Origin of the sequence: Caballeronia zhejiangensis (assembly GCF_022879815.1) — a bacterium.
In the GTDB taxonomy this organism is placed as follows: domain Bacteria; phylum Pseudomonadota; class Gammaproteobacteria; order Burkholderiales; family Burkholderiaceae; genus Caballeronia; species Caballeronia zhejiangensis.
Window position 1 is genome coordinate 932,508 of sequence record NZ_CP084284.1, and the last position, 21,969, is coordinate 954,476.

A 21,969-nucleotide genomic window follows, 5' to 3' on the forward strand; every position below is an offset into this window, starting at 1 on the left:
TTACGCCTGCACGGGCGCGCTCGCGAGCGCGGCGTCGAACGCGCGTTGCAGCGTCGCGCGTTCGAGGTCTTCGCCGATCAGCACGAAGCGGCTTTGGGTCTTCGCTTCGCCCGCTTCCCAGCGGCGGTCGAAGTAACTGTCGAAGCGTCGTCCGACGCCTTGCACGACGAGCCGCATCGCCGCGCCCGGCAACGCAGCGAAACCCTTCACGCGATAGATCGTGTGCTGCTCGACGAGCGCATGCAGCGCGGCCAGCGCCTGCTCGCGCGATTCGACGTTGCCATGCACGACGACCGAATCGAACTCGTCATGATGATGATCGGCGTGGCCTGCTTCATCGGGCGAACCGTGATGATCGTGCCGCAAATGAATCGTCTCTTCCGATGCCGATTCGAGACCGAGCAATGTATGCACATCGAGCCTGCCCATCTGCGCGGGCACGATCTTCACTTCGGGCGGAATCTCGGGCCGCACGAGCGCTTCGACCTTTCGCAGCGCTTCATCATCCATGAGATCGGTCTTGTTGACGATGACGAGATCGGCAGACGAAAGCTGGTCCTCGAACAGTTCATGCAGCGGCGATTCGTGATCGAGATTGGGATCGGCCTTGCGTTGCGCATCGACGGCGACGGGATTCGCCGCGAACTGACCGCTCGCGGCAGCGGGTCCATCGACCACGGTCACGACGGCATCGACGGTGAATGCGTTCTTGATCGACGGCCAGTTGAACGCCTGCACGAGCGGCTTCGGCAAAGCGAGACCGGACGTTTCGATCAGCACGTGATCGATGCTCTCGCGCCGCTCGACGAGTTGTTCCATGACCGGATAGAACTCTTCCTGCACGGTGCAGCAGAGACAACCGTTCGCGAGCTCGTACAGATTGCGGTCTTTCGAGCCGGCTTCATCCTCGCAACCGATGCCGCAACCCTTCAAGATCTCCCCGTCGATGCCGAGCTCGCCGAACTCGTTGATGATCACCGCGATGCGCTTGCCTTGCGCATTGGAGAGGATATGCCGCATCAGTGTGGTCTTGCCGCTGCCGAGAAAGCCGGTCACGACCGTGACGGGAATCTTGCGGGTTTGCATCGTCGCTCCGTGGCTTCGGTTGCATGCGCTTCATGTCGCGCGATGCCTGGCAACGCGGCTGGATGAAAGGGAAACGCACGCTTTTATGGATCATGGGCCGCGCCGCATCCCCGCGACAGCAAGCCCCGCTCAAAGTCTGGCCGGTATCCGGGCTGACGACGACGCCGCTTCGCCTTCCCGCGCGTTTCTCACGCGCAGTGGCCTCGAAGCCGGCTTCCCGTACACGCGATGAAAATGCCGTGCGCGGTGAATCGCTTACCGTTGCGGGGGCAGCGCAGGTTGACGTGCGTTCGACGAATCGAAAGGAACGCGCCCTGCTTCCCGTTTAACTGCGCACGAGAGAATCCGCGCGCGAGCACCAAAACTGCGTGAAAGTCTAGGCCCGGCGGGCGCGAGCGTCAAGAAAGGTGGTAAGGTCGGCGCACATGGAATCCGTCATCGCTCACATGAATCAGCCCGCTGTCACGCGTCTTGCCGTGGGGATCGGCTGCAGGCGGGGCGCGAGCGCCGACGCAATCGAGCACGCCGTGCGCGGCGCTTTGGGCACGCTTGCGTTCGGCGACATCGCCATCATCGCGAGCATCGACGCGAAACGGCACGAGGCGGGACTGCTCGCGTTCTGCGAGCGTCATCGTCTGACATTGCGCTTCTACGGCGCCGATGAAATCGCGCAAGCGCCGCGCACGGCGATATCGCATCATGCAATGGCGCATATGAACGTCGATGGCGTATGCGAGCCTTGCGCGCTGCTCGCGGGCAACGCGCGAACGCTCATCGTGCCAAAGACGATCGATTGTGGCGTAACCGTCGCGATCGCAGCGATGCATGCGCCCCGCGCGAACGGAACATGAATACCGGTCTTGCGGTCGTGCGCGGACGCGGCGTTTCGGCGAGCGGCTTCGCCACGACCGGTTTGAACTTGTCGCGGCAAAGCCAGACGAGAACGCCAAGCGCGACGAGTTCCAGATAGAGATAGAGCGCGTCCATTTGCTTGCTCCTCGAGTCGGTGATTACGTTGATTGCATGATGCCTGCCGTCTGTTAGCGCAGAATTAAGCCGCCGCCTGTTGTACGATACGGCCGTCTTTCTCTGGAGCTCCCGTGAAAACCGATACCAAATCGCATCTGCGCATGACCCAGCGCCGCAAGGAAGGCCACGAGAAAAAGCAGGCCGCCGCCGATCACGAGAAAGGCCTTTTGATCGTGAATACCGGCAACGGCAAGGGCAAGACAACGGCCGCGTTCGGCATGGCGGTGCGCGTGCTCGGACACGGCATGAAGCTCGGCGTCGTGCAGTTCATCAAGGGCGCGCTGCATACATCGGAGCGCGATTTCCTCGGCGCAATCGCGCATTGCGATTTCGTCACCATGGGAGATGGCTACACCTGGAACACGCAGAATCGCGAAGCCGACATGGCCACCGCGCGCAAGGGCTGGAACGAAGCGCGCCGCATGATCGAGAGCGGCGAATATCAGATGGTCGTGCTCGACGAACTCAACACCGTGCTCAAGTACGAGTATCTGCCGCTCGATGAAGTGCTCGACGTGCTGAAGGCGCGGCCCGCGATGCTGCATGTCGTCGTGACCGGTCGCCACGCGCCCGATGCGTTGATCGAACTTGCCGATCTCGTCACGGAAATGCGGCTCGTGAAGCATCCGTATCGCGAGCAAGGCGTGAAAGCGCAACGCGGCGTCGAGTTCTGAGCGATGCCCGACTGCCCCGCTCTCTTCATCGGCGCGAGTGCGTCGCATCAAGGCAAGACCACGGTGACGGCGGCGCTTGCGCGTCATCACACGCGCCGAGGACTGAAGGTACGCGTGTTCAAGACCGGCCCGGATTTTCTCGATCCGATGATTCTCGAACGTGCATGCGGCGCGCCCGTTTATTCGCTGCATCTGTCGATGGTCGGGCTCGATGCGTGCCGCGCGTTGCTCGCCAAGGCCGCGCGCGAGGCCGATCTCATTCTCATCGAAGGCGTGATGGGTCTCTTCGACGGCACGCCGAGCAGCGCCGATCTGGCCGCCACGTTCAACGTACCGGTGCTCGCGGTGATCGGCGCGCACGGCATGGCGCAGACGTTCGGCGCCATCGCGTTCGGGCTCGCGCGTTATCGCGAAGATGTGCCCTTTCATGGCGTGCTCGCGAATCGCGTTGCATCGGCGCGTCATGCGCAGATGTTGTCGGAGACTATCCCCGTCGACTTGCGTTATTGCGGCCATCTGTCGAATGCGGACGATATCGCCTTGCCCGAGCGTCATCTCGGTCTCACGCAGCCCGATGAAATCGCGGGCCTCGACGCACGGCTCGACCGCGCCGCCGATGCAATCGCGCAAACGACGCTCGCCGATCTTCCGCCGCCCGTTCATTTCGACGATGCGACGCTGCCCGCGCCGCCGCGTCTGCTCGACGGCGCGCATATCGCCATCGCTCGCGATGCGGCGTTCTCGTTCGTGTATCCGGCGAATGTCGATGTGCTCATCGCCATGGGCGCGCGCATCAGCACGTTTTCTCCGCTCGCCGACGAACCCGCGCCGCACGATGCCGACGCGCTCTATCTTCCCGGCGGCTATCCCGAACTGCATGCCGCGGCGCTCGCTTCGAACGAACGCGCGCGTGCATCGATCGTTGCGCACGTCGAGCGAGCGAAGCCCTTGGTCGCGGAATGCGGCGGCATGCTGTATCTGCTCGACACGCTGACCGACATCGAAGGCACGCGGCATGCGATGCTCGGCATCCTTCCCGGCGACGCGGCGATGCAACGCAAGCTGTCGCGCCTCGCGATGCAGCGCATCGACACGACGCATGGAGCGATGACGGGTCACACATTCCACTACTCGACGCTCGACACGCCGATGCAGCCGGCGCTCAAGGCCGCTCATGCCACGACCGGCACCGAAGGCGAAGCGCTCTATCGGCATGGTTCGGTGTCGGCCACTTACATGCACGCTTACTGGCCGTCGAATCCGGCCGCGGCCGCTGCGCTCTTTCGCGGCGAATCACTATGACAACGACGCAAGACGATCTCGCTTTCACCATCGAACGCGCGAAAGCGCAGGAACCCATCGGCTCGCCATGCACCGATGTCTGCAAGCTCGATCAGGAAACGGGCCTGTGCCTCGGCTGCTTCCGAAGCCGCGAGGAAATCAAGACCTTCAGATCGATGGACGATGCCGCGAAGCTCGATCTGTTCGATGAATTGCTCAAGCGTCGTGCGGCGAAAGAGCAAACGAAAAGCCCGCGTTCCTGACGAAGCGCGAGCTTCATGAGCGACGCCGAACCGCTTACGCCGCAGCCATTCTTCTCACCGCCGGCCGCTCGAGTTCACGCGCTGCGAGCGCACCGAACACGAGACCGAGCGTCGTCCATAACAGCGCCTGCATGCCGATAGCGGCCACGCGGAAATTCCACAGCAGCGAAGCGGAGAAATCCGGGGGCACTTCATCGACGGACGGCAGCGCGACCTGCGCCGCCACGATCACGACGATATACGCAGCCGCCGCGATGAGCGTCGCGTTCCACCCGCCATGCCGCGCCACCATGCGCCGCTGCAAGCGCACGGCGAAGACGGCAGCCGCGATGGAAATCGCCACCATGCCGAAGAAAAGCGCCGTGCGCGGCCCGATGGTCTCGGCATTGCCGACAGCGGGCGGATTGGGCGGGTACTTGAGGAACGGCACGATGGCGACGCTCACGAAGCCGAACAGCGCGAGCAATGCCGACGTGCCGCGCGCGCGCAACGCGCCGAGCCGTCCATAAGCAAACGCGAACACGAGCGAGAAGAGACCGCCGAGCGCGGTGCCGAACACGGCGACGCCGGTCAGAAGGCCGAGGCCCGCTTGCGTATCGCGAGACACGAGCGCTTCGTCGCCGTGATCGTGCGAATGCGCTTGCGTGGCAGCCGCATCGGCATGACCGTGCTCATGTTCGTGTTCATGCTCGTGCTGTTCCTCGAACGCGATGGCGCGTGCCACCGACGGTTCACCGAACGCACGCGCGAAGCCGAAGCCGATCAGGCCCGCGACCAGTCCCGCGATCATGCCGCGTATCAGCAAAGTGCGAATCATGATGCTTCCTCAGTGGCACGGAAAGCCGAGCAAATGCCGGCCGTCATGCACGAATTCGTGGACGTACGTGCCCGAGAAAATCGACGTCGCGCCCTGTTCGGCGCCGACGAAATAGATTGCGATCAGCAGAATGAGGCCGATGAAGACGGCCCACGGCAACACTTCACGCACCGGAATGGGCACGGGTGCATCGAGTGACGGGGAAACCGGAGCGGAAAAGACCGGCGCGTTGGAAGCATTCATGGTGGTTCTCCAGGGAAAAGCGCGTCCCGATTGACGAAGAGCATGCAGCGGGGTCTGACTCGCGGCGCCGCGCTTTCGCGTTGACGTACCGCACACAGTGGCGCGACCGTGCCGGGTTTGCACCGGCTTCCTCGCACTGCAAGCTTGCCATTCTATGATGATCCGCTGCAAAGTAAAACGATTCCGATTCGACCGCCACCTGCCTTGGAACTCATTCTTCTCTGTCACGCCGCCACGCGCGCGATGAAAACCGGGCACTTTCCCACCGGCGACGAACCTCCCGAGCGCGATGCGCGCGCGCAGCTCGCGTCATTGCACGCCTTGCCCGACACGCGCGTGATTGCGAGTCCCGCGCGCGTCGCGCGTGAAACGGCGGCGTGGATCGCGGATGCATTCGAGATCGTTCCCGCGTTCGACGACATCGACTATGGCCGCTGGCGCGGGCATTCGATACGCGAAACGGGCGAGCGCGAACCGGAACATGTCGCTGCCTGGCTCGCGGATCCCGATGCGCGTTCGCACGGCGGCGAAAGCGTCGCCATGCTCGCCGCGCGCGTCGCCGAGGGCTTCGCTTCGATCGACCGGCTCGACGCGGGGCGCTGCATCGTCGTCACGCATGCGATCGTCGTGAAAGTGGCGCTCGCGCATGCGCTTCGCCTGCCGCTCGCATCGATCTATGGGATGAACTTCGCGCCGCTCTCGTCCACGGTGCTGGAACGCGCCTCGCCCGCCGATACGTGGACCGCCCTGAACTTCGCTCCATACGAATAGCTCAAAGCAGACAGCGCATCGCGTGCGCGGTGCGCGTTCGACTCAACCAGGAGACTCAGATGGCGCATTACGTGGATGGATTCGTCGTACCCGTACCGATCGACAAGGTCGACGCTTATCGCCGCATGGCCGAAGCCGCCGGCAAGATCTGGCTGGAACACGGCGCACTGGAGTTCGTGGAAACCATCGCCGACGACGTGAAGCCCGGCAAGCTCACATCGTTTCCACAGAGCGTGCAGATGAAGGAAGGCGAGACCGTCGCGTTCTCGTATATCGTCTACGAATCGCGCGAGCAGCGCGATAGCGTCAACGCCAAAGTGATGGAAGACCCGCGCCTCAAAACGATGATGGAATCCGGCGAGACGCCGTTCGATCCTCAACGCATGTTCTTCGGCGGCTTCACGACCATCGTCGAACTCGGGCGCGACTGATCGTTCTTATCCGCTCAATCGAGTCACTACTTCGAAGGAACCGCATCGACATGTATATCGCCATGAACCGCTTCAAGATCGTGCCCGGCGCCGAAGCCGACTTCGAACGTCTGTGGACGAGCCGCGATACGCATCTGAAGGATGTGCCCGGGTTCGTCGAGTTTCATCTGCTCAAAGGACCGGTGAAAGACGATCACGTTCTGTATTCGAGCCATACGATATGGGCGAATCAGGCAGCCTTCGAAGACTGGACGCGTTCGGACGCGTTTCGCGCCGCGCATCGCAATGCCGGCGGTGAGACGCGCCAGCTTTATCTCGGTCATCCGGAATTCGAGGGCTTCGAAGTCATTCAGACCGTCAAATAGAGCGGTCAAGGCGCAACCGAACGTTCGCGCACTTTTCGGCGAGCACGCGCGTTTTACACACGTGTGAAAAAACGCGCTTCGCCGAAGCTGTCTTTTCAGACGTGTTCTAGGCCTTTGCGCCGCGCGCCATGCGCTGCAGCGTCGATGAATCGATCGCCGCCGCGCAGATTCGCACCGCTTCCTTCAGCGTGCGCGGACGCCCCGCACCGAATTGCGATTCCAGCATCGCGACGGCGCGCAGACGCTCGTCATTGCCGAGTTTCTCGCCCGTCGCAAGCTCAAGAACCGAGATGAAATAAGCCGCAGGCGGCGCCGCGCTCGCATGCGGAGTCGTCTGGCGTTCCCCGTCCGCCGCGCCACCCGCGCCCTCACGTCCGTCGTCGCGCGCCGGAATCCACGGGTGCCACTTGCTGTCGTATCGACTTTTCATGGGTTAGTTCGCTGGCTCGATTGCTGTGGCGCACCTTGGCGCCGTTTGTCATGTGACGCTTATGGCGTCTCTGTCATTAAAGAGACTTACAGCAAGTACCGTTCCAAGCTGGCGTTCCCCTTGCACGGCCTAGCGCGCCGCGACGCTTTCCTCCGACAAAACCGCACGCGCGACGCGACATGCCGCAAGATCCCAAGCCGCGCAGCCGACCGATTTGAACATCACCGGTTGCAATGCATCAACGGCTTTGGACGGCGCCGCGAGCGCGAGCGCCAATGCGTGCACATCGTTCCATTCGACGCTCGCGAGAATGAAATCGCCTGCTTCGTGACGCGCGCCCGCAGGGTCGTCGACGTAAAGCGCGCTTGCATGCACGGTCGCGGCGGCGATCTCGGCGGCATCGGCGGTGAATGCGCCCACGCCGATCACGAGGCGGCCCGCGCGCGCGGGCAACGTATAGACCGGCGTCTTGCTCGTGGTCGCGGCGATGACGACATCGATCGAATCGGGAATCGTGGTCTCGTCGAGCGCGGCAAGCTGCTTCGAAAGCGATGCATGCGCCGCACAGAACTCGCGCGCGCGCCCGGGACGCGAGCCTTGCACGACGATGCGCGCATCGGGATAAATAGCGGCGAGCGCCTCGACGTGATACGCAGCCTGCTTGCCCGTACCGATGACGAGCACCTCGCGCGGCGCGGCATCGTGAAGCGCGCGGATCGCGAGCATCGATACCGCCGCCGTGCGCCGGCCCGTCACCGTCGGGCCATCGAGCATGAATTGCGGCACGCCCGTCATGGCATCGTAGGCGGTCACCTGACCGTGGATCGTCGGCAGGCCGAGCGCGCCGTTGCCCGCGCAAACGTTCACGAGCTTGTGCATCGCGAGATCGGCGGCGCTCGCGGGCATCGACAACATCACGCCGCCTTCGATCGGCACCACCATGCGCTCTGGACTCACGATGCGTCCCGCCGCGTAATCGAGCATCGTCGCGGCGAGGGTGTCGACGAGCCGATCATACGGCACGAGGCGCGCGGTTTGAGCTTCGTCGAAACTATGGATCGTTGCGGTCATCGCGTTCGCTCGCTTGATATGGGGAAGATGAAATCGAACTTCAAAATCCCATCGAAGTGCCGGAACATTCTAACGGCGCGCGACGCCGCGTCATAAAGCAGCGAATCGCTCGCTAGAATGAACGAATCAGCCGCTGTCATGTGACTGCCATCGAATGTCGTCACAATCGGCCGTCCCGCGCCGCGACCGTCATCGCGACGGCGGCAGCCCAAGAACGCCACGGAGCCCCTCATGAACACGACGGAAAAGCAGCGCCGTTTCCACGCCGACATCATCGACAGCTACGACGAAGAGTTCGAGATGGAGATCGACGATCGCTTCCTGGACGGCGAATCGACTTTCTCCGATGAAGAGCGTCAGTTACGCAAGACCTATTTTCGCGAGCTGTTTCGCTTGCAAGGCGAACTCGTGAAGCTGCAGGACTGGGTCGTGCACGAGGGGCATCGGCTCGTGGTGCTGTTCGAGGGACGCGATGCGGCGGGCAAAGGCGGCGCGATCAAGCGCATCACGCAACGGCTGAATCCGCGCGTGTGCCGCGTGGCCGCCCTGCCCGCGCCGAACAATCGCGAGCGCACGCAATGGTATTTCCAGCGCTACGTGTCGCATTTGCCGGCGGCGGGCGAGATCGTGCTGTTCGATCGAAGCTGGTATAACCGCGCGGGCGTCGAGCGCGTGATGAACTTCTGCACGGACGAAGAGTATGAGGAATTCTTCCGCTCGGTTCCCGAGTTCGAGAAGATGCTCGTGCGAAGCGGCATTCAGATCGTGAAGTACTGGTTCTCGATCACCGACGACGAACAGGAAGTGCGCTTCCAGGCGCGTATCGAAGATCCTTTGAAGCAGTGGAAACTGAGCCCGATGGCCCTGGAGAGCCGCCGCCGATGGGAGGCCTACACGGCGGCCAAGGAAGTGATGCTTCAGCGCACGCACATTCCCGAAGCGCCGTGGTGGGTCGTGCATGCCGTCGACAAGAAACGTGCGCGCCTGAACTGCATTCATCACTTGCTGAGTCAGGTGCCGTATCACGATGTCGAGCATCCGCCGATCGAACTGCCCGACCGCGTGTTCAATCCCGATTATTTGCGCCAGCCCGTGCCGGATGAGATGTACGTTCCCGAAGTGTATTGAGGTCGATAGCGCGGCGCGCGTCAGCAGCAGTTGTTGCAGGGCAGATGCTTCACGCTCGCGCCATTGCGCTGACGCGAAACCGCATGACGCAGCGCGAACTGATATGCGTGCTGCGAACCTCTCAATACCATTACGAACATTACTTGCGCGAGATTGAAGTCGAGCGTGACCATCAGGCGCGTCAACAGTAGCAGTGGCAACACCACCGCCGGCTGATACAGTTGTTTTGCGATCAAGTCTTTCATCATCGGCTCCCTATCCCATGATTGAAATTCTATGGATTCGAGCCGTGCGGATAAACGCCCCGCAGGTGAAGACATATGTTCCGGGAGGCGAACAATCGAGCTGTCATCGATGCGCGCCCCGAGAAAAAATGGCCCTGCGCGATGCAGGGCCATCTTCATGCTACTTCTGCGCGAGACTCGGCTCGGGCACCGGCGTGGGCTTCGCATCGCCCCAGCCGCCGCCCAGTGCGCGGATCAAATTCACCGTCGATACCGCCTGCGTGCCCCGCAACTGCACCGAGGCGCGCTGCGTCTGCAATACGGTGCGCTCCGCATCGATCACGTCGAGGTAATTCACCGCGCCTTCGGTGTACTGCGTGCGCGACAACTGCGCGGCACGCACCGACGCCTTCACTGCATCGTCCTGCGTCGCGGTCTGATCTTCGAGGATGCGCAGATCCGACAGATTGTCCTCGACCTCGCGGAACGCAACGAGCACCTGCTGACGATAGTTCGCCGAATCCTCTTCATATATCGCGCGCGCATTCGCGAGATTGCCCTTGCGACGGCCGCCATCGAAGATCGGGATATTCAGCGCCGTACCCGCGAACGGCCCGAGCAGGAATGTGCGGCTCGACCACTTGAAGAGATCGCCGAGCGTCGCGGATTCGAAGCCGCCCGAGCCCGTCAACGTGAGCGACGGGAAGAACGCCGCCTTCGCCACGCCGATACGCGCATTGGCCGCAGCCATCGCGCGTTCCGCCGCCGCGACATCGGGACGACGTTCGAGCAGCGCCGAAGGCAAACCGGGCGGCACGCGCACCGTTACCGGCTTGAGCGGATTCGCGGCCATCGTGAATTCGGCGGGCGACTTGCCGAGCAATACCGCGAGACTATGTTCCGATGCCGCGCGCAGACGTTGCACCGTCATCGCATCCGAACGCGCTGTCGCGAGCTCGGACTTCGCGCGGGCCACGTCGAGTTCGCTGATATCGCCTTCGGTGTAGCGGCGTTGCACGAGCTTCAACGCTTCCTCGCGTAGCTGCACGGTGCGCGTGAAGACATCGCTTTCCGCATCGAGCTCGCGCAGATTGAAGTAGTTCTGCGCGACGTCAGCCTGCAATGCCAACTGCACCGAACGGAACAACGCCTCGCTTTGCTGCGTGTCCGCGTTCGCGGCTTGCACCGAGTTCGACACGCGGCCGAACAGATCGACTTCATACGACACGCTCGCCTGCGCGCGCCACAGCGTTTGCGCAGGCACGTTGCCATCGGCGGGCAGGAACTGCGATGCCGGCGAGAACTTCTCGCGCGTCGGGCCGAAGCCCGCATCGAGCGTCGGGAACAAGCCCGCCCGCGCCGTCTGGTTGATCGCGCGCGCTTCCTTCACGCGCGCGGCCGCCGCCTTCAGGTTCTGGTTCGCGTCCTGCGCCTGCTTTTCCAGATCGTTGAGCGTGGCGTCGTCGAAGATCGTCCACCATTCGCCGCGCATCATCTCTTCGGACGGCTGCGCGGTCTTCCACGTACCCGCTTCCGATGCATCGAGCGTCTTTTGCGGCGTTTCCTTGTAGGCGGACGGCGCATTGACGTCGGGCTTCTCGTAGGTCGGCGCGAGCGAGCAGCCCGCGACCAGCAACAACGACGCCATCAGACTCGATAAAACATGCAGCTTATTCATCATTCACCTCACTGCGCTTCGACCGAAGCACCAATACCGCGCATCTGCGGATGCGTGCCGTGCTTGTCCGTTACGTGCTCGGTGCGCGAGAGCTTGCGCAGGATCACGTAGAACACCGGCGTCAGCATCAGGCCGAAGAGCGTCACGCCCAACATGCCGAAGAACACCGCCACGCCCATTGCATGACGCATTTCCGAACCCGCGCCCGTCGACAGCACGAGCGGCACCACACCCATGATGAACGCGATGGACGTCATCAGAATCGGGCGCAAACGCAGGCGGCTCGCTTCTATCGCGGCCTGCACGATCGTGCGGCCTTGCATCTCCAGTTCGCGTGCGAACTCGACGATCAGAATCGCGTTCTTCGCCGACAAGCCCACGAGCACCATCAAACCGATCTGCGTGAAGATGTTGTTGTCGCCATCGGTGAGCCATACGCCGACCAGCGCGGACAAAATACTCATCGGCACGATCAGAATGACCGCGAGCGGCAGCGTCAGGCTTTCATACAACGCGGCGAGCACGAGGAACACGAGCAGCACGCTGATCGGGAAGACCCACAGCGCAGCGTTGCCCGCGAGGATCTGCTGATACGTGAGATCGGTCCATTCGAACTTGATCCCGCGCGGCAGCACTTCGGCCGCGATGCGTTCCGCCGCCGCCTGCGCCTGGCCCGATGAATAGCCGGGCGCAGGACCGCCGTTGATATCGGCGGCGGTATAGCCGTTGTAGCGCACGACCATCTCCGGACCATACGTCGGCGTCACCTTCACGAGCGACGACAAGGGCACCATGTCGCCATTCGCGTTACGCGTCTTCAGCAAGCCGATGTCTTCCGGATTCGCGCGGAACGGCGCATCCGCCTGCACGCGCACCTGATACACGCGTCCGAAGCGATTGAAGTCGTTCACGTAGAGCGAGCCGAGATACACCTGCATCGTGTCGAAGACGTCCGTCACCGAGACGCCCAGCTGCTTCGCCTTCACGCGATCCAGATCGACGTTCAATTGCGGCACGTTGATCTGATAGCTCGAGAACGTCGGTCCAAGCTCGGGCGTTTGCGATGCGCGCTTGATGAACGCCTGGGTCGCATCGGCGAGTGCCGCATAGCCGAGCGCGCCGCGATCCTCGAGCTGCATCTTGAAGCCGCCGAGCGTGCCGAGACCGAGCACCGGCGGCGGCGGGAACACGGCGATGAACGAGCCCTTGATGCCCGCGTACTTCTGATTCAGCGCGCCGGCAATCGCGCCTGCGGACAGCGCCTTGTCATGCACGCGCTCCTTGAAGGGCTTCAGCGTGACGAACACGATGCCCGCGCTCGACGAGTTCGTGAAGCCATTCACCGACAAGCCCGGAAACTCCACCGCGCTTTCCACGCCCGGCTGCTTCAGCGCGATATCCGACATCTGACGGATCACGCCTTCCGTGCGATCGAGCGATGCGCCGTTCGGCAACTGCGCGAAGCTGATGAGGTACTCCTTGTCCTGTGCGGGCACGAAGCCGCCCGGCACGATCTTGCCCATCAGCACCGCGCCGCCGAGCAGAACGGCATACACGACCATCATCAATGCCTTGCGGTTGATGACGCTCTTCACGCCCTTGCCGTACGCATCCGAACCGCGATGAAAGACCTTGTTGAAGCCGCGGAAGAAGCCGCCGAACACGCGGTCCATGCCTCGCGTGAGCCAGTCCTTCGGCTCGTCGTGGCCTTTCAGCAGCAGCGCGGCGAGCGCCGGCGACAGCGTCAGCGAGTTGAAGGCCGAGATCACCGTCGAGATGGCGATGGTCATCGCGAACTGCTTGTAGAACTGGCCCGTGAGACCCGACATGAACGCGAGCGGCACGAACACGGCAACGAGCGTCAATGCAATCGCGATGATCGGCCCGCTCACTTCGCGCATCGCCTGATACGTCGCTTCTCTCGCCGATAACCCCGCTTCGATGTTGCGCTCGACGTTCTCGACGACCACGATCGCATCGTCGACGACGATACCGATCGCAAGCACCATCCCGAACAATGACAACGCGTTGATCGAGAATCCGAATGCAAGCAGCAGCGAGAATGTGCCGACGATCGACACCGGCACCGCGAGCAGCGGGATGATCGACGCGCGCCACGTTTGCAGGAACACGATCACGACGAGCACCACCAGCGCGATCGCTTCAGCGAGCGTATGAATCACGGCTTCGATACTGGAGCGCACGAACTGTGTCGGGTCATAGACGATCTCGTATTCGAGACCCGCGGGCATGTCCGCCTTCAGTTCCTTCATCGTCTTGCGGACTTCGTCGGAAATCTGCAGCGAGTTCGCGCCCGGTTGCTGATTGATTGCGATTGCAACTGCCGACTTGTTGTCGAGCAACGAACGCAGACCATATTCCGATGCAGCCAGCTCGACGCGCGCGACATCGGAGAGATGCGTGACCGCGCCATCGGGCGACGTCTTCAGCACGATGTCGCGAAACTCCGACTCGTTCTGCAAGCGGCCGCGCGCATTCACGTTCAGTTGCAGCGGCACGTTCGGCAGCGTCGGCGATCCGCCGATCACGCCCGCCGCGACCTGCACGTTCTGCTCGCGGATCGCGTTGACGACATCGGTCGCGGTCATGCCGCGCTGCGCGACCTTTTGCGGATCGAGCCACACGCGCATCGAGTAATCGCCCGAGCCCCACAGCTGCACTTCGCCCACGCCCGCGATGCGTTCGAGCCGGTCCTTCACGTTGATCAGCGCGTAATTGCGCAGATACGTCATGTCGTAACGGCCGTTGGGCGAATTGAGGTGAACGACCATCGTCAGCGTCGGCGACGATTTGATCGTCGTCACGCCGAGACGCTGCACGTCCTGCGGCAGACGCGGCAATGCCTGGTTCACGCGGTTCTGCACGAGCTGCGTGTTCTTGTCCGGATCGGTGCCGAGCTTGAACGTTACGGTCGTCGTGAGATTGCCGTCGCTGTTCGCTTGCGACTGCATGTAGAGCATGTCCTCGACGCCGTTGATCTGCTCTTCGAGCGGCGAGGCCACGGTCTCCGCGATCACCTTCGGGTTTGCGCCGGGGTACTGCGCATGCACGACGACCGAAGGCGGCACGACTTCCGGATATTCGGAGATCGGCAGCTTGAACATCGCGATGACGCCCGCCAGCAGCACGACCACCGATAGCACGCCCGCAAAGATCGGGCGATCGATGAAAAATTTGGATATGTTCATGACGAGTTCTGTCTGTTGCGGATGACGCGCATCACTGTGCGGATGCCGTCTTCACGGCGGGCGCTTTGTCGTCGTCATTCATCGCGACGTTGTTGGCCTTGATCACATCGTTGGGACGCACGCGCTGCAGGCCGTTGACGACGATGCGCTCGCCCGGCTGCAAACCCTTCGAGATCACGCGCAGGCCTTCATGCGTCTGACCCAGCGTGACTTCGCGATACTGCACGCGGTTGTCCTTGTCGACGACCATCACGTACTTCTTGTCCTGATCGGTGCCGATCGCTTCGTCTTCCACGAGCACGGCCGGATGCGGCGAGCCGCCGCCGACCTTCACGCGTGCATAGAGCCCGGGCACGAGCGTGCCGTCGGGATTGTTGAAGCGCGCACGCACGCGGATGGTGCCGGACGTCGTATCGAGCCGGTTATCGACGGAATCGACGACGCCATCGCGCGAATAGCCATCTTCGTTCGCGAGACCGAGCGACACCGGCACCGTGCTGCCCGCATCGCGGCCGAGATAGCGCAGATACGTTTGTTCATCGACATCGAAGGATGCGTAGATCGGCGATACGGAAACAAGCGTCGTGAGCAAAGGCGCATTCGCCCCCGTCGACACGATGTTGCCCACAGTAAGTTCCGCGCGCGACACGCGGCCCGACACCGGCGCGACGATATGCGTGTACGCGAGATTGATCTTCGCGGCTTCGAGCGCAGCCTGCGCGGCCTTCAGGTTGGCGACGGCCTCGCGCGCAGCGTTCTGTTTCTCGTCGTAGTCGCGCTTGGCGATCGCGTTGTCGGCGAGCAGGCGTTCGGCGCGCGCTGCATCCGTCGACGTATAACCATTGCGCGCCTGCGCCGCCGCGAGCTGCGCCTGAGCGCGGTCCACTTCGGCTTCGTAAGGACGCGGATCGATCGTAAAGAGCGCATCGCCCTTCTTCACGAGCTGGCCGTCCTTGAAATGCACCGCGACGATCGTGCCGGGAACGAGCGGACGAATGTCGACGTGATCGACCGCTTCGAGCCTGCCCGAATAGCTTTGCCAGTCGGTGATGGTCTTCGACACGACCGCTGCGACGTCCACTTCCGTTGCAGTCGGGCTGTGCGCGGCGGCTTTGGCTTCGTTGATCGCCGAATCGCCGTGGCCGCGCAAGGCGGTATAACCGCCCGCGCCGGCGACGATCAGCACCGCGCCTAGCGCGGCGTAGATGCGTTTGCGAGTGAATGACATGGTGAAGGCTCCGGTTAGCGTTGAGATTGTTGTTGTGTGATGCGTGGCTGGCGTGCCGAATCTTGCGGTTATCTTTCGCGCTTACTTCGCGCTTACTTCGCGCGTGCGAGGCGCTTCCTGAAGAACGCGACGACATCCGCGAGCGCTTCGGGATGCGCGGCGAGCGCCTGATGCGAGGTCTTGCAATGACGCGTGACTTCGGTCGGCACACCCGCTGCGATCAATTCGCCCGCGTATTTCTCGGCCTCGATATGCAGCAGATCGTGCTCGGCGCTCGCGATCATCGCGGGCGGCAATCCGCCGAGACGTCGCGATTCGAGCGGCGCGGCGTACGGATGCAGACGTTGCGACGGATTCGGCAGATACGCGCGATACCACTGCGCGCATTCGCATGCTTCGAAATCGGGGCACAGCACTTTGCGTTCGTCGGCGAGGCGCGTCATGCTCGGGTCGAGCAACGGCGCGAGCAGCGCTTGCGCGGACATGCGAATATCGCCGCGATCGCGCGCGATGGCCGCGACGCAGGTCGCGAGATTGCCGCCCGCGTCATGGCCCACGACGCCGATGCGCTGCGGGTCCGCGCGCTGCGAACGCGCATGCGCGACGGCCCATTGCGCGGCGCGATAGCCGTCTTCGGGCGCGGCGGGAAACGGAAACTTCGGCGCGAGCGAATAGCCGACAGACACGACCCACGCGGGCGTATCGCGCGCGATCGTCGCTGCTGCGATATCCGCGTCGTCGAGTCCGCCGCGAATGAATCCGCCGCCGTGGAAGTAAAGAACGATGGGCAGGATCGTGCCGTCCGATGCGGGACGATAGCTGCGCAGCGTGATCGGCTGCGCGTGTCCCGTGATGTGCACATCTTCGATGCACAAGCGCGGACTCGACTCCAGATCCAACAGTGTTGCCATGGTTATTCTCGGTGCGAGGCCCATGCTGCAAGGCCTTCACGCATAAGTTGCGATGCTGCGAATTCTGGAGGCCGCGCCTTTTTTAATAAATGCCTATAATCCGGCAACACAATTCGGTCGCACCGAACAATCGTGGTTATCCCTCGCGATTGTTCTTCCGTCATTCTTTAGCGCGCGCTTAAATAGTTGCATCGCTAAGTAAAGAAGGTGAGAGAACATGGATCGGCTTCAGGCAATGCAGGTCTTCACTCGCGTCGTCGACACCAACAGCTTTTCCCGCGCAGCGGACACGCTCAATCTGCCGCGCGCCTCGGTCACGACGATCATCCAGAATCTGGAAGCGCATCTGAACGTGCGGCTGCTTCAGCGCACGACGCGCAGGCTCAATCTCACGCCGGACGGCGCAGCGTATTACGAGCGCTGCGTACGCATCCTCGCGGACATCGAAGAAGCGGAAGGCTCGTTTTCGAACAACGGGAAAGGCCCGCACGGCAAGTTGCGCGTGGACATGCCCGGCGCGATCGGGCGGCTCATCGTGATGCCGCAGCTATGCGATTTCCACACGCGCTATCCGGAAGTCGAACTGATGATGGGCTTCGGCGACAAGCCGGTCGATCTGATTCAGGAAGGCGTCGATTGCGTGATTCGCGTGGGCACGCTGCAGGATTCGAGTCTCGTCGCGCGCCGCATCGGCGTGTTTCAGGGCGTGACGGTGGCCGCGCCCCAATATCTGGAACGCAACGGCACGCCGAAAACCATCGACGATTTGCAGAATCACACGGCGGTGAATTATTTTTCGAGCCGCACGGGCCGCATCATGGACATGGATTTCGTCGTCGACGATGAAACCATCGAAGTGAAGATGCGCGGCATGATCGCGGTGAACGACGCCGAAGCGTATTTGAGCTGCGGCCTGAAGGGCGTCGGCATCATCCAGGTGCCGCGCTTCATGGCGCTGCCGCATCTGCGCGCGGGCGAGCTCATCGAAGTGCTGCCGCAATGGAATCCGCTGCCGATGCCTATTTCCGCGGTGTATCCGCATAACCGGCATCTGTCGCCGAAGGTGCGCGTGTTCGTCGACTGGGCCGCGGAGTTGTTCGAGCGCTGCCCGTTGCTGCAAGGTCAGAAGGATGCAGAGGAACGCTGCCTGCCGACGAGCACGCCGTCGCCGACCATCGTGCGGCATGGCACGCCGGAAGTCGCGGGCACCGAGGACATAGTTGCATAGCTAAGCATCTGCCGAGAGGCGGCCACGGAAAACAAATCATGAACAATGAGATTACCGTGCGCCGCCTCGGCGCGAATGAAGTCACGCGGTATATCGAAGCGCTGGCGGACGTGCTCATCGATTGCGTCGAAGGCGGTGCGTCGGTCAGTTTCATGTTGCCTATTTCGCGCGCGACCGCCGTCGAATTCTGGACGCGCGTCGCCAATGGCGTCGTGCGCAACGAACGCATCCTGCTCGTTGCAGAGAGCGCGGACGGGCATGTGCTCGGCACGGTGCAGGTCGTCATCGATCAGCCGGAAAATCAGCCGCATCGCGCCGATATCGCGAAGATGCTCGTCGCGCGCCGCGCGCGACGCCGTGGCATTGCACAGCATCTGATGAGCGCCGCCGACGATGCCGCGCGTGCAGCCGGCAAGTCCGTTCTCGTGCTCGATACCGTCACCGGCGGCGATGCAGAACGTCTCTACCAACGCGCCGGATGGCAGCGTGTCGGCGTCGTGCCGAACTACGCCTTGATGCCCGACGGCACGCTCTGCGGGACTACGTTCTTCCATAAGCAGCTTGCCTAGCGCGCCTGCAAACGCCCACGCATCAAGCCTCTGCGCGATTATTCGCCGAAATCGATAAATCTATTCGCTGATACGGCATTTATCCGCCGGTATCGCGCGGCTACATTCAATCCCAACGCAGCACGCTCAACGCCGAATGCAATCCGCATTTGCCCGCACGCTGCATCGGAATGAAAGGAGTCGCAAGCATGAAACAACTCATCACGGGGTTTTCTCTCGCAGCCATCTCCGCCGTCGTCACGACGACCGCTTTCGCGGAGAGCGGCCAGGGCATCGGCCACGCAGGCACGTATCAGGTTCAGACGCAAACTCAGGCCAATGCGAGCGATACGCCCAAGACACGAGCGCAAGTGCGTGCCGAACTCGCGGCCGCGTACTCGAACGGCTCGTTGCCGGCATTGAATCGCAACACGTATCCGGATCGCAGCATGTGGGGCGATGCCATCGCCGCGCAAAGCGATCAACGCGCACGCGATGCGGCGCAAGCGGAAGCGCGCAATCGCGGGATCGTCGAATACGCCAATGGCTCGGCGACGCAAGGCAACGTGATCGCGCGTTGATTGCGCGATCGGCAAAAGAATCAAGAGGTCATCATGTTCGAAAACACGTCGCTCGATCAGTTCTCGCTTCTCGACGAACTGCCAACGCTCACGCCGGTGTGGCATCCGTTCACGCAGCACAGCGCGCATGAACCGGGCGTTGCACAAGATACGAAGCAGGAGAGCACTGAACGCTCGCATTGAGCGTGACAGGAAGGCGCGGACGAATGCCCGCGCCTTTTTTTCAACTCAACCGCACGCGCCGATTTCGCCGCATGCCGTGCAGAAGTCGCAGCCGTCCTTGCGGATCACTGCATTGGCGCCGCATGTCGCACATTTACGGCCGTGCATCAGGGGCAGGCTATGTGGATCGATTTCGCCTTGCGCGGCACCTTCGGATATGTCATCGCGTTCATCGGCTACAGCTACCGGATGCGGCGCGCGATCGGCGCCCTTGCGCGCAAGCACGCGCGACGGTACCTGGTTGCCTTCTGCATCGAGAAAACCGCGTCGATGAAGAATCTGCTGGATCGCATACGCTAGCGCGGCCACTTCCGAATCGTGCCAGCGCGGACTGCGATGTCCGTCGAGCCTTTCGACATCGCCGAGACGCACTTGTCCGCGATCCCACGACACTTTACGCATGTCCTGAAGCGTGCGCGCCGCGAAGCCGCCGCGCGCGGCCAGCGAGATCGAACGCATCGTCGCCGTGATCCATTGCTGTGATTCGTCGCGCTGCCCGGTGGGAATGAAGAACTCGATGGGCCGTTCGATCGTCACGTCCTCGCCGCCGATGCGCCCCGTCACTTCGATGAACGACACCGCCAGATAGAGCGACTTCTTGCCCGCCTGCGTCAGATACTCGACCTTCTCGATGATCGCAGGCAGCTCTCCTTTGGGCCGATGATCGATCGCGATGCGCAACGGATCGAGATCGAGCTCGGGGTCCGGCGAATCGCTCGGCGTTTCGGCAGGCGCGACGGACAGCACCGCGCCCAGCGTCTCGTTGGGCCGATACGTTGCAAGCCCTTTCAAGCCGCGCCGCCACGCTTCGAAATAGAGATCCTGAAACTTGTCGAACGGATAATCGGCGGGCACATTGACGGTCTTCGAGATCGACGTATCGACGAAAGGCTGCACCGCCGCCATCATTTCCATGTGATCGTGCGCGGACATGTCCAGCGCGCTCACGAAGTAGTCGGGCAACGCATTCACATCGCCGCCCATCTCGCGATACAGCCGGTATGCGTGATCTTCGACAGCGAAGGTCTGACGCGAACCGTCGGCCATGCGCTTCGTGCGCTGATACGTCCACGAGAACGCGGGCTCGATGCCATTCGATGCGTTGTCCGCGAACGCGAGGCTCACGGTGCCTGTCGGCGCGATCGAAAGCAGATGGCTGTTGCGAATGCCGTGCTCGCGAATCGCGCGCTTGATGTCGTCCGGCAAGCGCGAGGCGAATGTGCCCTCTTGCAGATAATGCTTTGCATCGAAGAGCGGAAACTTGCCGCGCTCCTTCGCGAGCTCGACGGATGCGCGATATGCTTCGTCGCGCATCGTGCGTGCGACGCGCGTAGCGAAATCGCGGCCTTCCTGCGCGTCATAGCGCAAACCGAGCATCACGAGCGTATCGCCGAGGCCCGTAAAGCCCACGCCGATGCGCCGCTTCGCCGCCGCTTCGCGCGCCTGTTCTTCGAGCGGCCAGAGCGTGACGTCGAGCACGTCGTCGAGAAAACGCACTTGGGTGCGCGTCGTGTGCGCGAGGCCGTCCCAGTCGAACGACGGCGCGCCGCCACGCATCTGCGCAAACGGGTCGTGCACGAAGCGCGTGAGATTGAGCGGGCCGAGATTGCAGCAACCGTATGCGGGCAGCGGCTGCTCGCCGCATGGATTGGTCGCGCGGATCGACTCGATCGCGCGCAGGTTGTTGTCATCGTTCATGCGCGACATGAACACGACGCCCGGCTCCGCGACATCGTAGGTCGAGCGCATGATCGTGTTCCACACTTCGCGCGCCTGCACTTCGCGATAGACCCACAAGCCATCATCGCGCTGATGCATGTCCGCGGCTGCGCGTTGCGCGGGCGATGGCTCGGCCTTGTGCACGAGCTGCCACGACGCGTCGTCGGCGACGGCCTGCATGAACTCGTCCGTCACCGCGATCGATACGTTGAAATTGTTCCAGCGTCCTTTCGTGTGCTTCGCCGCGATGAATTCGAGCAGATCGGGATGCGTGCAGTCGAGAATGCCCATTTGCGCACCGCGCCGCGCGCCGGCGCTTTCGACCGTGCGGCACGATGCATCGAATACATCCATGTAGCTGCATGGGCCTGACGCCGCCGATCCGGTTGAATGCACGCGCGCGCCTCGCGGACGTATGGCGGAAAAGTTATAGCCGACGCCGCCGCCGCGACGCATCGTCTCGGCCGCTTGCAACAGCGCGACGTAGATGCCCGGCAAGCCGTTGCTATCGACGCCCTGTATCGCATCGCCGACCGGCTGCACGAAACAGTTGATGAGGGTCGCATCGATGCCCGCGCCCGCCGCGCTCATGATGCGCCCCGCGCCTAGCGCGCCGCGCTTGAAGTTATCGACGAACTCCGCTTCGATCTTCGCGCGCGTTTCTTCAGGGTCGGCCCGCGCGACACCGCGCGCCACGCGGCGATAAATATCGTCGACGCGAGTCTCGTCGCCCTTGGCGTATTTTTCGAGCATCACGTCGATGGAAAACTGCTGCGGTGCGATAGCGGTGCTGGGATTGTCTTCGGCCATGTCGGTTCCTTGAATCACTGAG

Annotated in this window: 23 protein-coding genes and 2 riboswitches; of the genes, 12 read left to right on the forward strand and 11 right to left on the reverse strand. The window is 62.6% G+C overall.

The genetic code is table 11. From position 1 onward, the window contains the following. Entirely contained in the window at window positions 1-1,086 is a 1,086-nt protein-coding gene (gene cobW / locus LDZ23_RS18830; protein ID WP_008353105.1) for a cobalamin biosynthesis protein CobW, read from the reverse strand. Between the two features lie 121 nt (window positions 1,087-1,207). After that, window positions 1,208-1,465: riboswitch (cobalamin riboswitch) on the reverse strand. A gap of 46 nt (window positions 1,466-1,511) precedes the next feature. Between cobW and LDZ23_RS18835 the strand changes: the two genes are divergently transcribed. The 4 genes from LDZ23_RS18835 to LDZ23_RS18850 all read left to right on the forward strand — a co-directional run bounded on the left by LDZ23_RS18835 (window position 1,512) and on the right by LDZ23_RS18850 (window position 4,333). Then, complete coding sequence (locus tag LDZ23_RS18835) at window positions 1,512-1,937, forward strand: cobalamin biosynthesis protein (protein WP_008353104.1); 426 nt, start codon at window positions 1,512-1,514, stop codon at window positions 1,935-1,937. Between the two features lie 249 nt (window positions 1,938-2,186). Next, window positions 2,187-2,789, forward strand: a complete 603-nt coding sequence (gene cobO, locus LDZ23_RS18840) for a cob(I)yrinic acid a,c-diamide adenosyltransferase (protein ID WP_008353100.1) — start codon at window positions 2,187-2,189, stop codon at window positions 2,787-2,789. 3 nt (window positions 2,790-2,792) lie between these two features. Beyond that, window positions 2,793-4,091 (forward strand): cobyrinic acid a,c-diamide synthase CobB, encoded by a 1,299-nt coding sequence (locus LDZ23_RS18845; protein ID WP_008353098.1) that lies wholly within the window; start codon window positions 2,793-2,795, stop codon window positions 4,089-4,091. Beyond that, window positions 4,088-4,333 (forward strand): DUF1289 domain-containing protein, encoded by a 246-nt coding sequence (locus LDZ23_RS18850; protein ID WP_008353096.1) that lies wholly within the window; start codon window positions 4,088-4,090, stop codon window positions 4,331-4,333. The genes LDZ23_RS18845 and LDZ23_RS18850 overlap by 4 nt, the downstream gene beginning before the upstream one ends. Before the next feature lie 34 nt (window positions 4,334-4,367). Here LDZ23_RS18850 and LDZ23_RS18855 read toward each other — a convergent pair whose 3' ends face one another. Together LDZ23_RS18855 and LDZ23_RS18860 are read right to left on the reverse strand one after the other, a co-directional pair. After that, window positions 4,368-5,150 (reverse strand): CbtA family protein, encoded by a 783-nt coding sequence (locus LDZ23_RS18855; RefSeq protein ID WP_008353094.1) that lies wholly within the window; start codon window positions 5,148-5,150, stop codon window positions 4,368-4,370. A 9-nt stretch (window positions 5,151-5,159) separates the two neighbouring features. Next, on the reverse strand, window positions 5,160-5,393 hold the full coding sequence (locus LDZ23_RS18860) for a CbtB domain-containing protein (protein WP_034471940.1): 234 nt from the start codon (window positions 5,391-5,393) through the stop codon (window positions 5,160-5,162). A gap of 29 nt (window positions 5,394-5,422) precedes the next feature. Next, a riboswitch (cobalamin riboswitch) is annotated at window positions 5,423-5,549 on the reverse strand. A gap of 48 nt (window positions 5,550-5,597) precedes the next feature. On the opposite strand from LDZ23_RS18860, the gene LDZ23_RS18865 reads away from it, so the two are divergent. From LDZ23_RS18865 to hmuQ, 3 genes are read left to right on the forward strand one after another with little or no spacing between them, the layout of a single operon-like run. After that, the gene (locus LDZ23_RS18865; RefSeq protein WP_008353092.1) at window positions 5,598-6,164 is read left to right on the forward strand and encodes a histidine phosphatase family protein; all 567 of its coding nucleotides are present in this window, start codon (window positions 5,598-5,600) and stop codon (window positions 6,162-6,164) included. Window positions 6,165-6,223: 59 nt separating this feature from the next. After that, a complete protein-coding gene (locus LDZ23_RS18870; RefSeq protein WP_034471935.1) occupies window positions 6,224-6,595 on the forward strand; it encodes a DUF1428 domain-containing protein in 372 nt (123 codons plus the stop codon). A 50-nt stretch (window positions 6,596-6,645) separates the two neighbouring features. Continuing rightward, complete coding sequence (gene hmuQ / locus LDZ23_RS18875) at window positions 6,646-6,960, forward strand: heme-degrading protein HmuQ (protein WP_008353090.1); 315 nt, start codon at window positions 6,646-6,648, stop codon at window positions 6,958-6,960. A gap of 106 nt (window positions 6,961-7,066) precedes the next feature. Here the strand turns inward: hmuQ and LDZ23_RS18880 are convergent, their stop codons facing one another. Both LDZ23_RS18880 and lhpI read right to left on the reverse strand, forming a co-directional pair. After that, window positions 7,067-7,390, reverse strand: a complete 324-nt coding sequence (locus LDZ23_RS18880) for a hypothetical protein (RefSeq protein WP_008353089.1) — start codon at window positions 7,388-7,390, stop codon at window positions 7,067-7,069. A 129-nt stretch (window positions 7,391-7,519) separates the two neighbouring features. Next, window positions 7,520-8,461, reverse strand: a complete 942-nt coding sequence (gene lhpI, locus LDZ23_RS18885; RefSeq protein WP_008353087.1) for a bifunctional Delta(1)-pyrroline-2-carboxylate/Delta(1)-piperideine-2-carboxylate reductase — start codon at window positions 8,459-8,461, stop codon at window positions 7,520-7,522. A 231-nt stretch (window positions 8,462-8,692) separates the two neighbouring features. Here lhpI and ppk2 point away from each other — a divergent pair, with 231 nt between their 5' ends. Continuing rightward, a complete protein-coding gene (gene ppk2 / locus LDZ23_RS18890) occupies window positions 8,693-9,589 on the forward strand; it encodes a polyphosphate kinase 2 (protein ID WP_244808152.1) in 897 nt (298 codons plus the stop codon). Window positions 9,590-9,609: 20 nt separating this feature from the next. Here ppk2 and LDZ23_RS34930 read toward each other — a convergent pair whose 3' ends face one another. From LDZ23_RS34930 to LDZ23_RS18915, 5 genes are all read right to left on the reverse strand, one after another. After that, on the reverse strand, window positions 9,610-9,993 hold the full coding sequence (locus tag LDZ23_RS34930) for a hypothetical protein (protein ID WP_308196618.1): 384 nt from the start codon (window positions 9,991-9,993) through the stop codon (window positions 9,610-9,612). Between the two features lies 1 nt (window position 9,994). Beyond that, complete coding sequence (locus LDZ23_RS18900) at window positions 9,995-11,494, reverse strand: efflux transporter outer membrane subunit (RefSeq protein WP_033537058.1); 1,500 nt, start codon at window positions 11,492-11,494, stop codon at window positions 9,995-9,997. A 5-nt stretch (window positions 11,495-11,499) separates the two neighbouring features. Then, a complete protein-coding gene (locus tag LDZ23_RS18905; protein ID WP_008353078.1) occupies window positions 11,500-14,700 on the reverse strand; it encodes an efflux RND transporter permease subunit in 3,201 nt (1,066 codons plus the stop codon). 31 nt (window positions 14,701-14,731) lie between these two features. Then, window positions 14,732-15,928, reverse strand: a complete 1,197-nt coding sequence (locus LDZ23_RS18910; protein ID WP_008353077.1) for an efflux RND transporter periplasmic adaptor subunit — start codon at window positions 15,926-15,928, stop codon at window positions 14,732-14,734. A 92-nt stretch (window positions 15,929-16,020) separates the two neighbouring features. Continuing rightward, the gene (locus LDZ23_RS18915) at window positions 16,021-16,839 is read right to left on the reverse strand and encodes an alpha/beta hydrolase (protein WP_008353075.1); all 819 of its coding nucleotides are present in this window, start codon (window positions 16,837-16,839) and stop codon (window positions 16,021-16,023) included. A gap of 217 nt (window positions 16,840-17,056) precedes the next feature. Between LDZ23_RS18915 and LDZ23_RS18920 the strand changes: the two genes are divergently transcribed. From LDZ23_RS18920 to LDZ23_RS18935, 4 genes are all read left to right on the forward strand, one after another. Then, complete coding sequence (locus tag LDZ23_RS18920; protein WP_008353073.1) at window positions 17,057-18,067, forward strand: LysR family transcriptional regulator; 1,011 nt, start codon at window positions 17,057-17,059, stop codon at window positions 18,065-18,067. A 38-nt stretch (window positions 18,068-18,105) separates the two neighbouring features. Next, window positions 18,106-18,636, forward strand: a complete 531-nt coding sequence (locus LDZ23_RS18925; RefSeq protein WP_008353072.1) for a GNAT family N-acetyltransferase — start codon at window positions 18,106-18,108, stop codon at window positions 18,634-18,636. A 188-nt stretch (window positions 18,637-18,824) separates the two neighbouring features. Next, window positions 18,825-19,196 carry a DUF4148 domain-containing protein gene (locus LDZ23_RS18930; protein ID WP_008353071.1) on the forward strand — a complete coding sequence of 124 codons (372 nt, stop codon included), beginning with the start codon at window positions 18,825-18,827 and terminating at the stop codon, window positions 19,194-19,196. A gap of 33 nt (window positions 19,197-19,229) precedes the next feature. Continuing rightward, on the forward strand, window positions 19,230-19,379 hold the full coding sequence (locus tag LDZ23_RS18935) for a hypothetical protein (RefSeq protein ID WP_167561850.1): 150 nt from the start codon (window positions 19,230-19,232) through the stop codon (window positions 19,377-19,379). Between the two features lie 45 nt (window positions 19,380-19,424). Here LDZ23_RS18935 and LDZ23_RS18940 read toward each other — a convergent pair whose 3' ends face one another. Beyond that, a complete protein-coding gene (locus tag LDZ23_RS18940; RefSeq protein ID WP_008353069.1) occupies window positions 19,425-21,947 on the reverse strand; it encodes an adenosylcobalamin-dependent ribonucleoside-diphosphate reductase in 2,523 nt (840 codons plus the stop codon). Window positions 21,948-21,969: the final 22 nt, after the last annotated feature.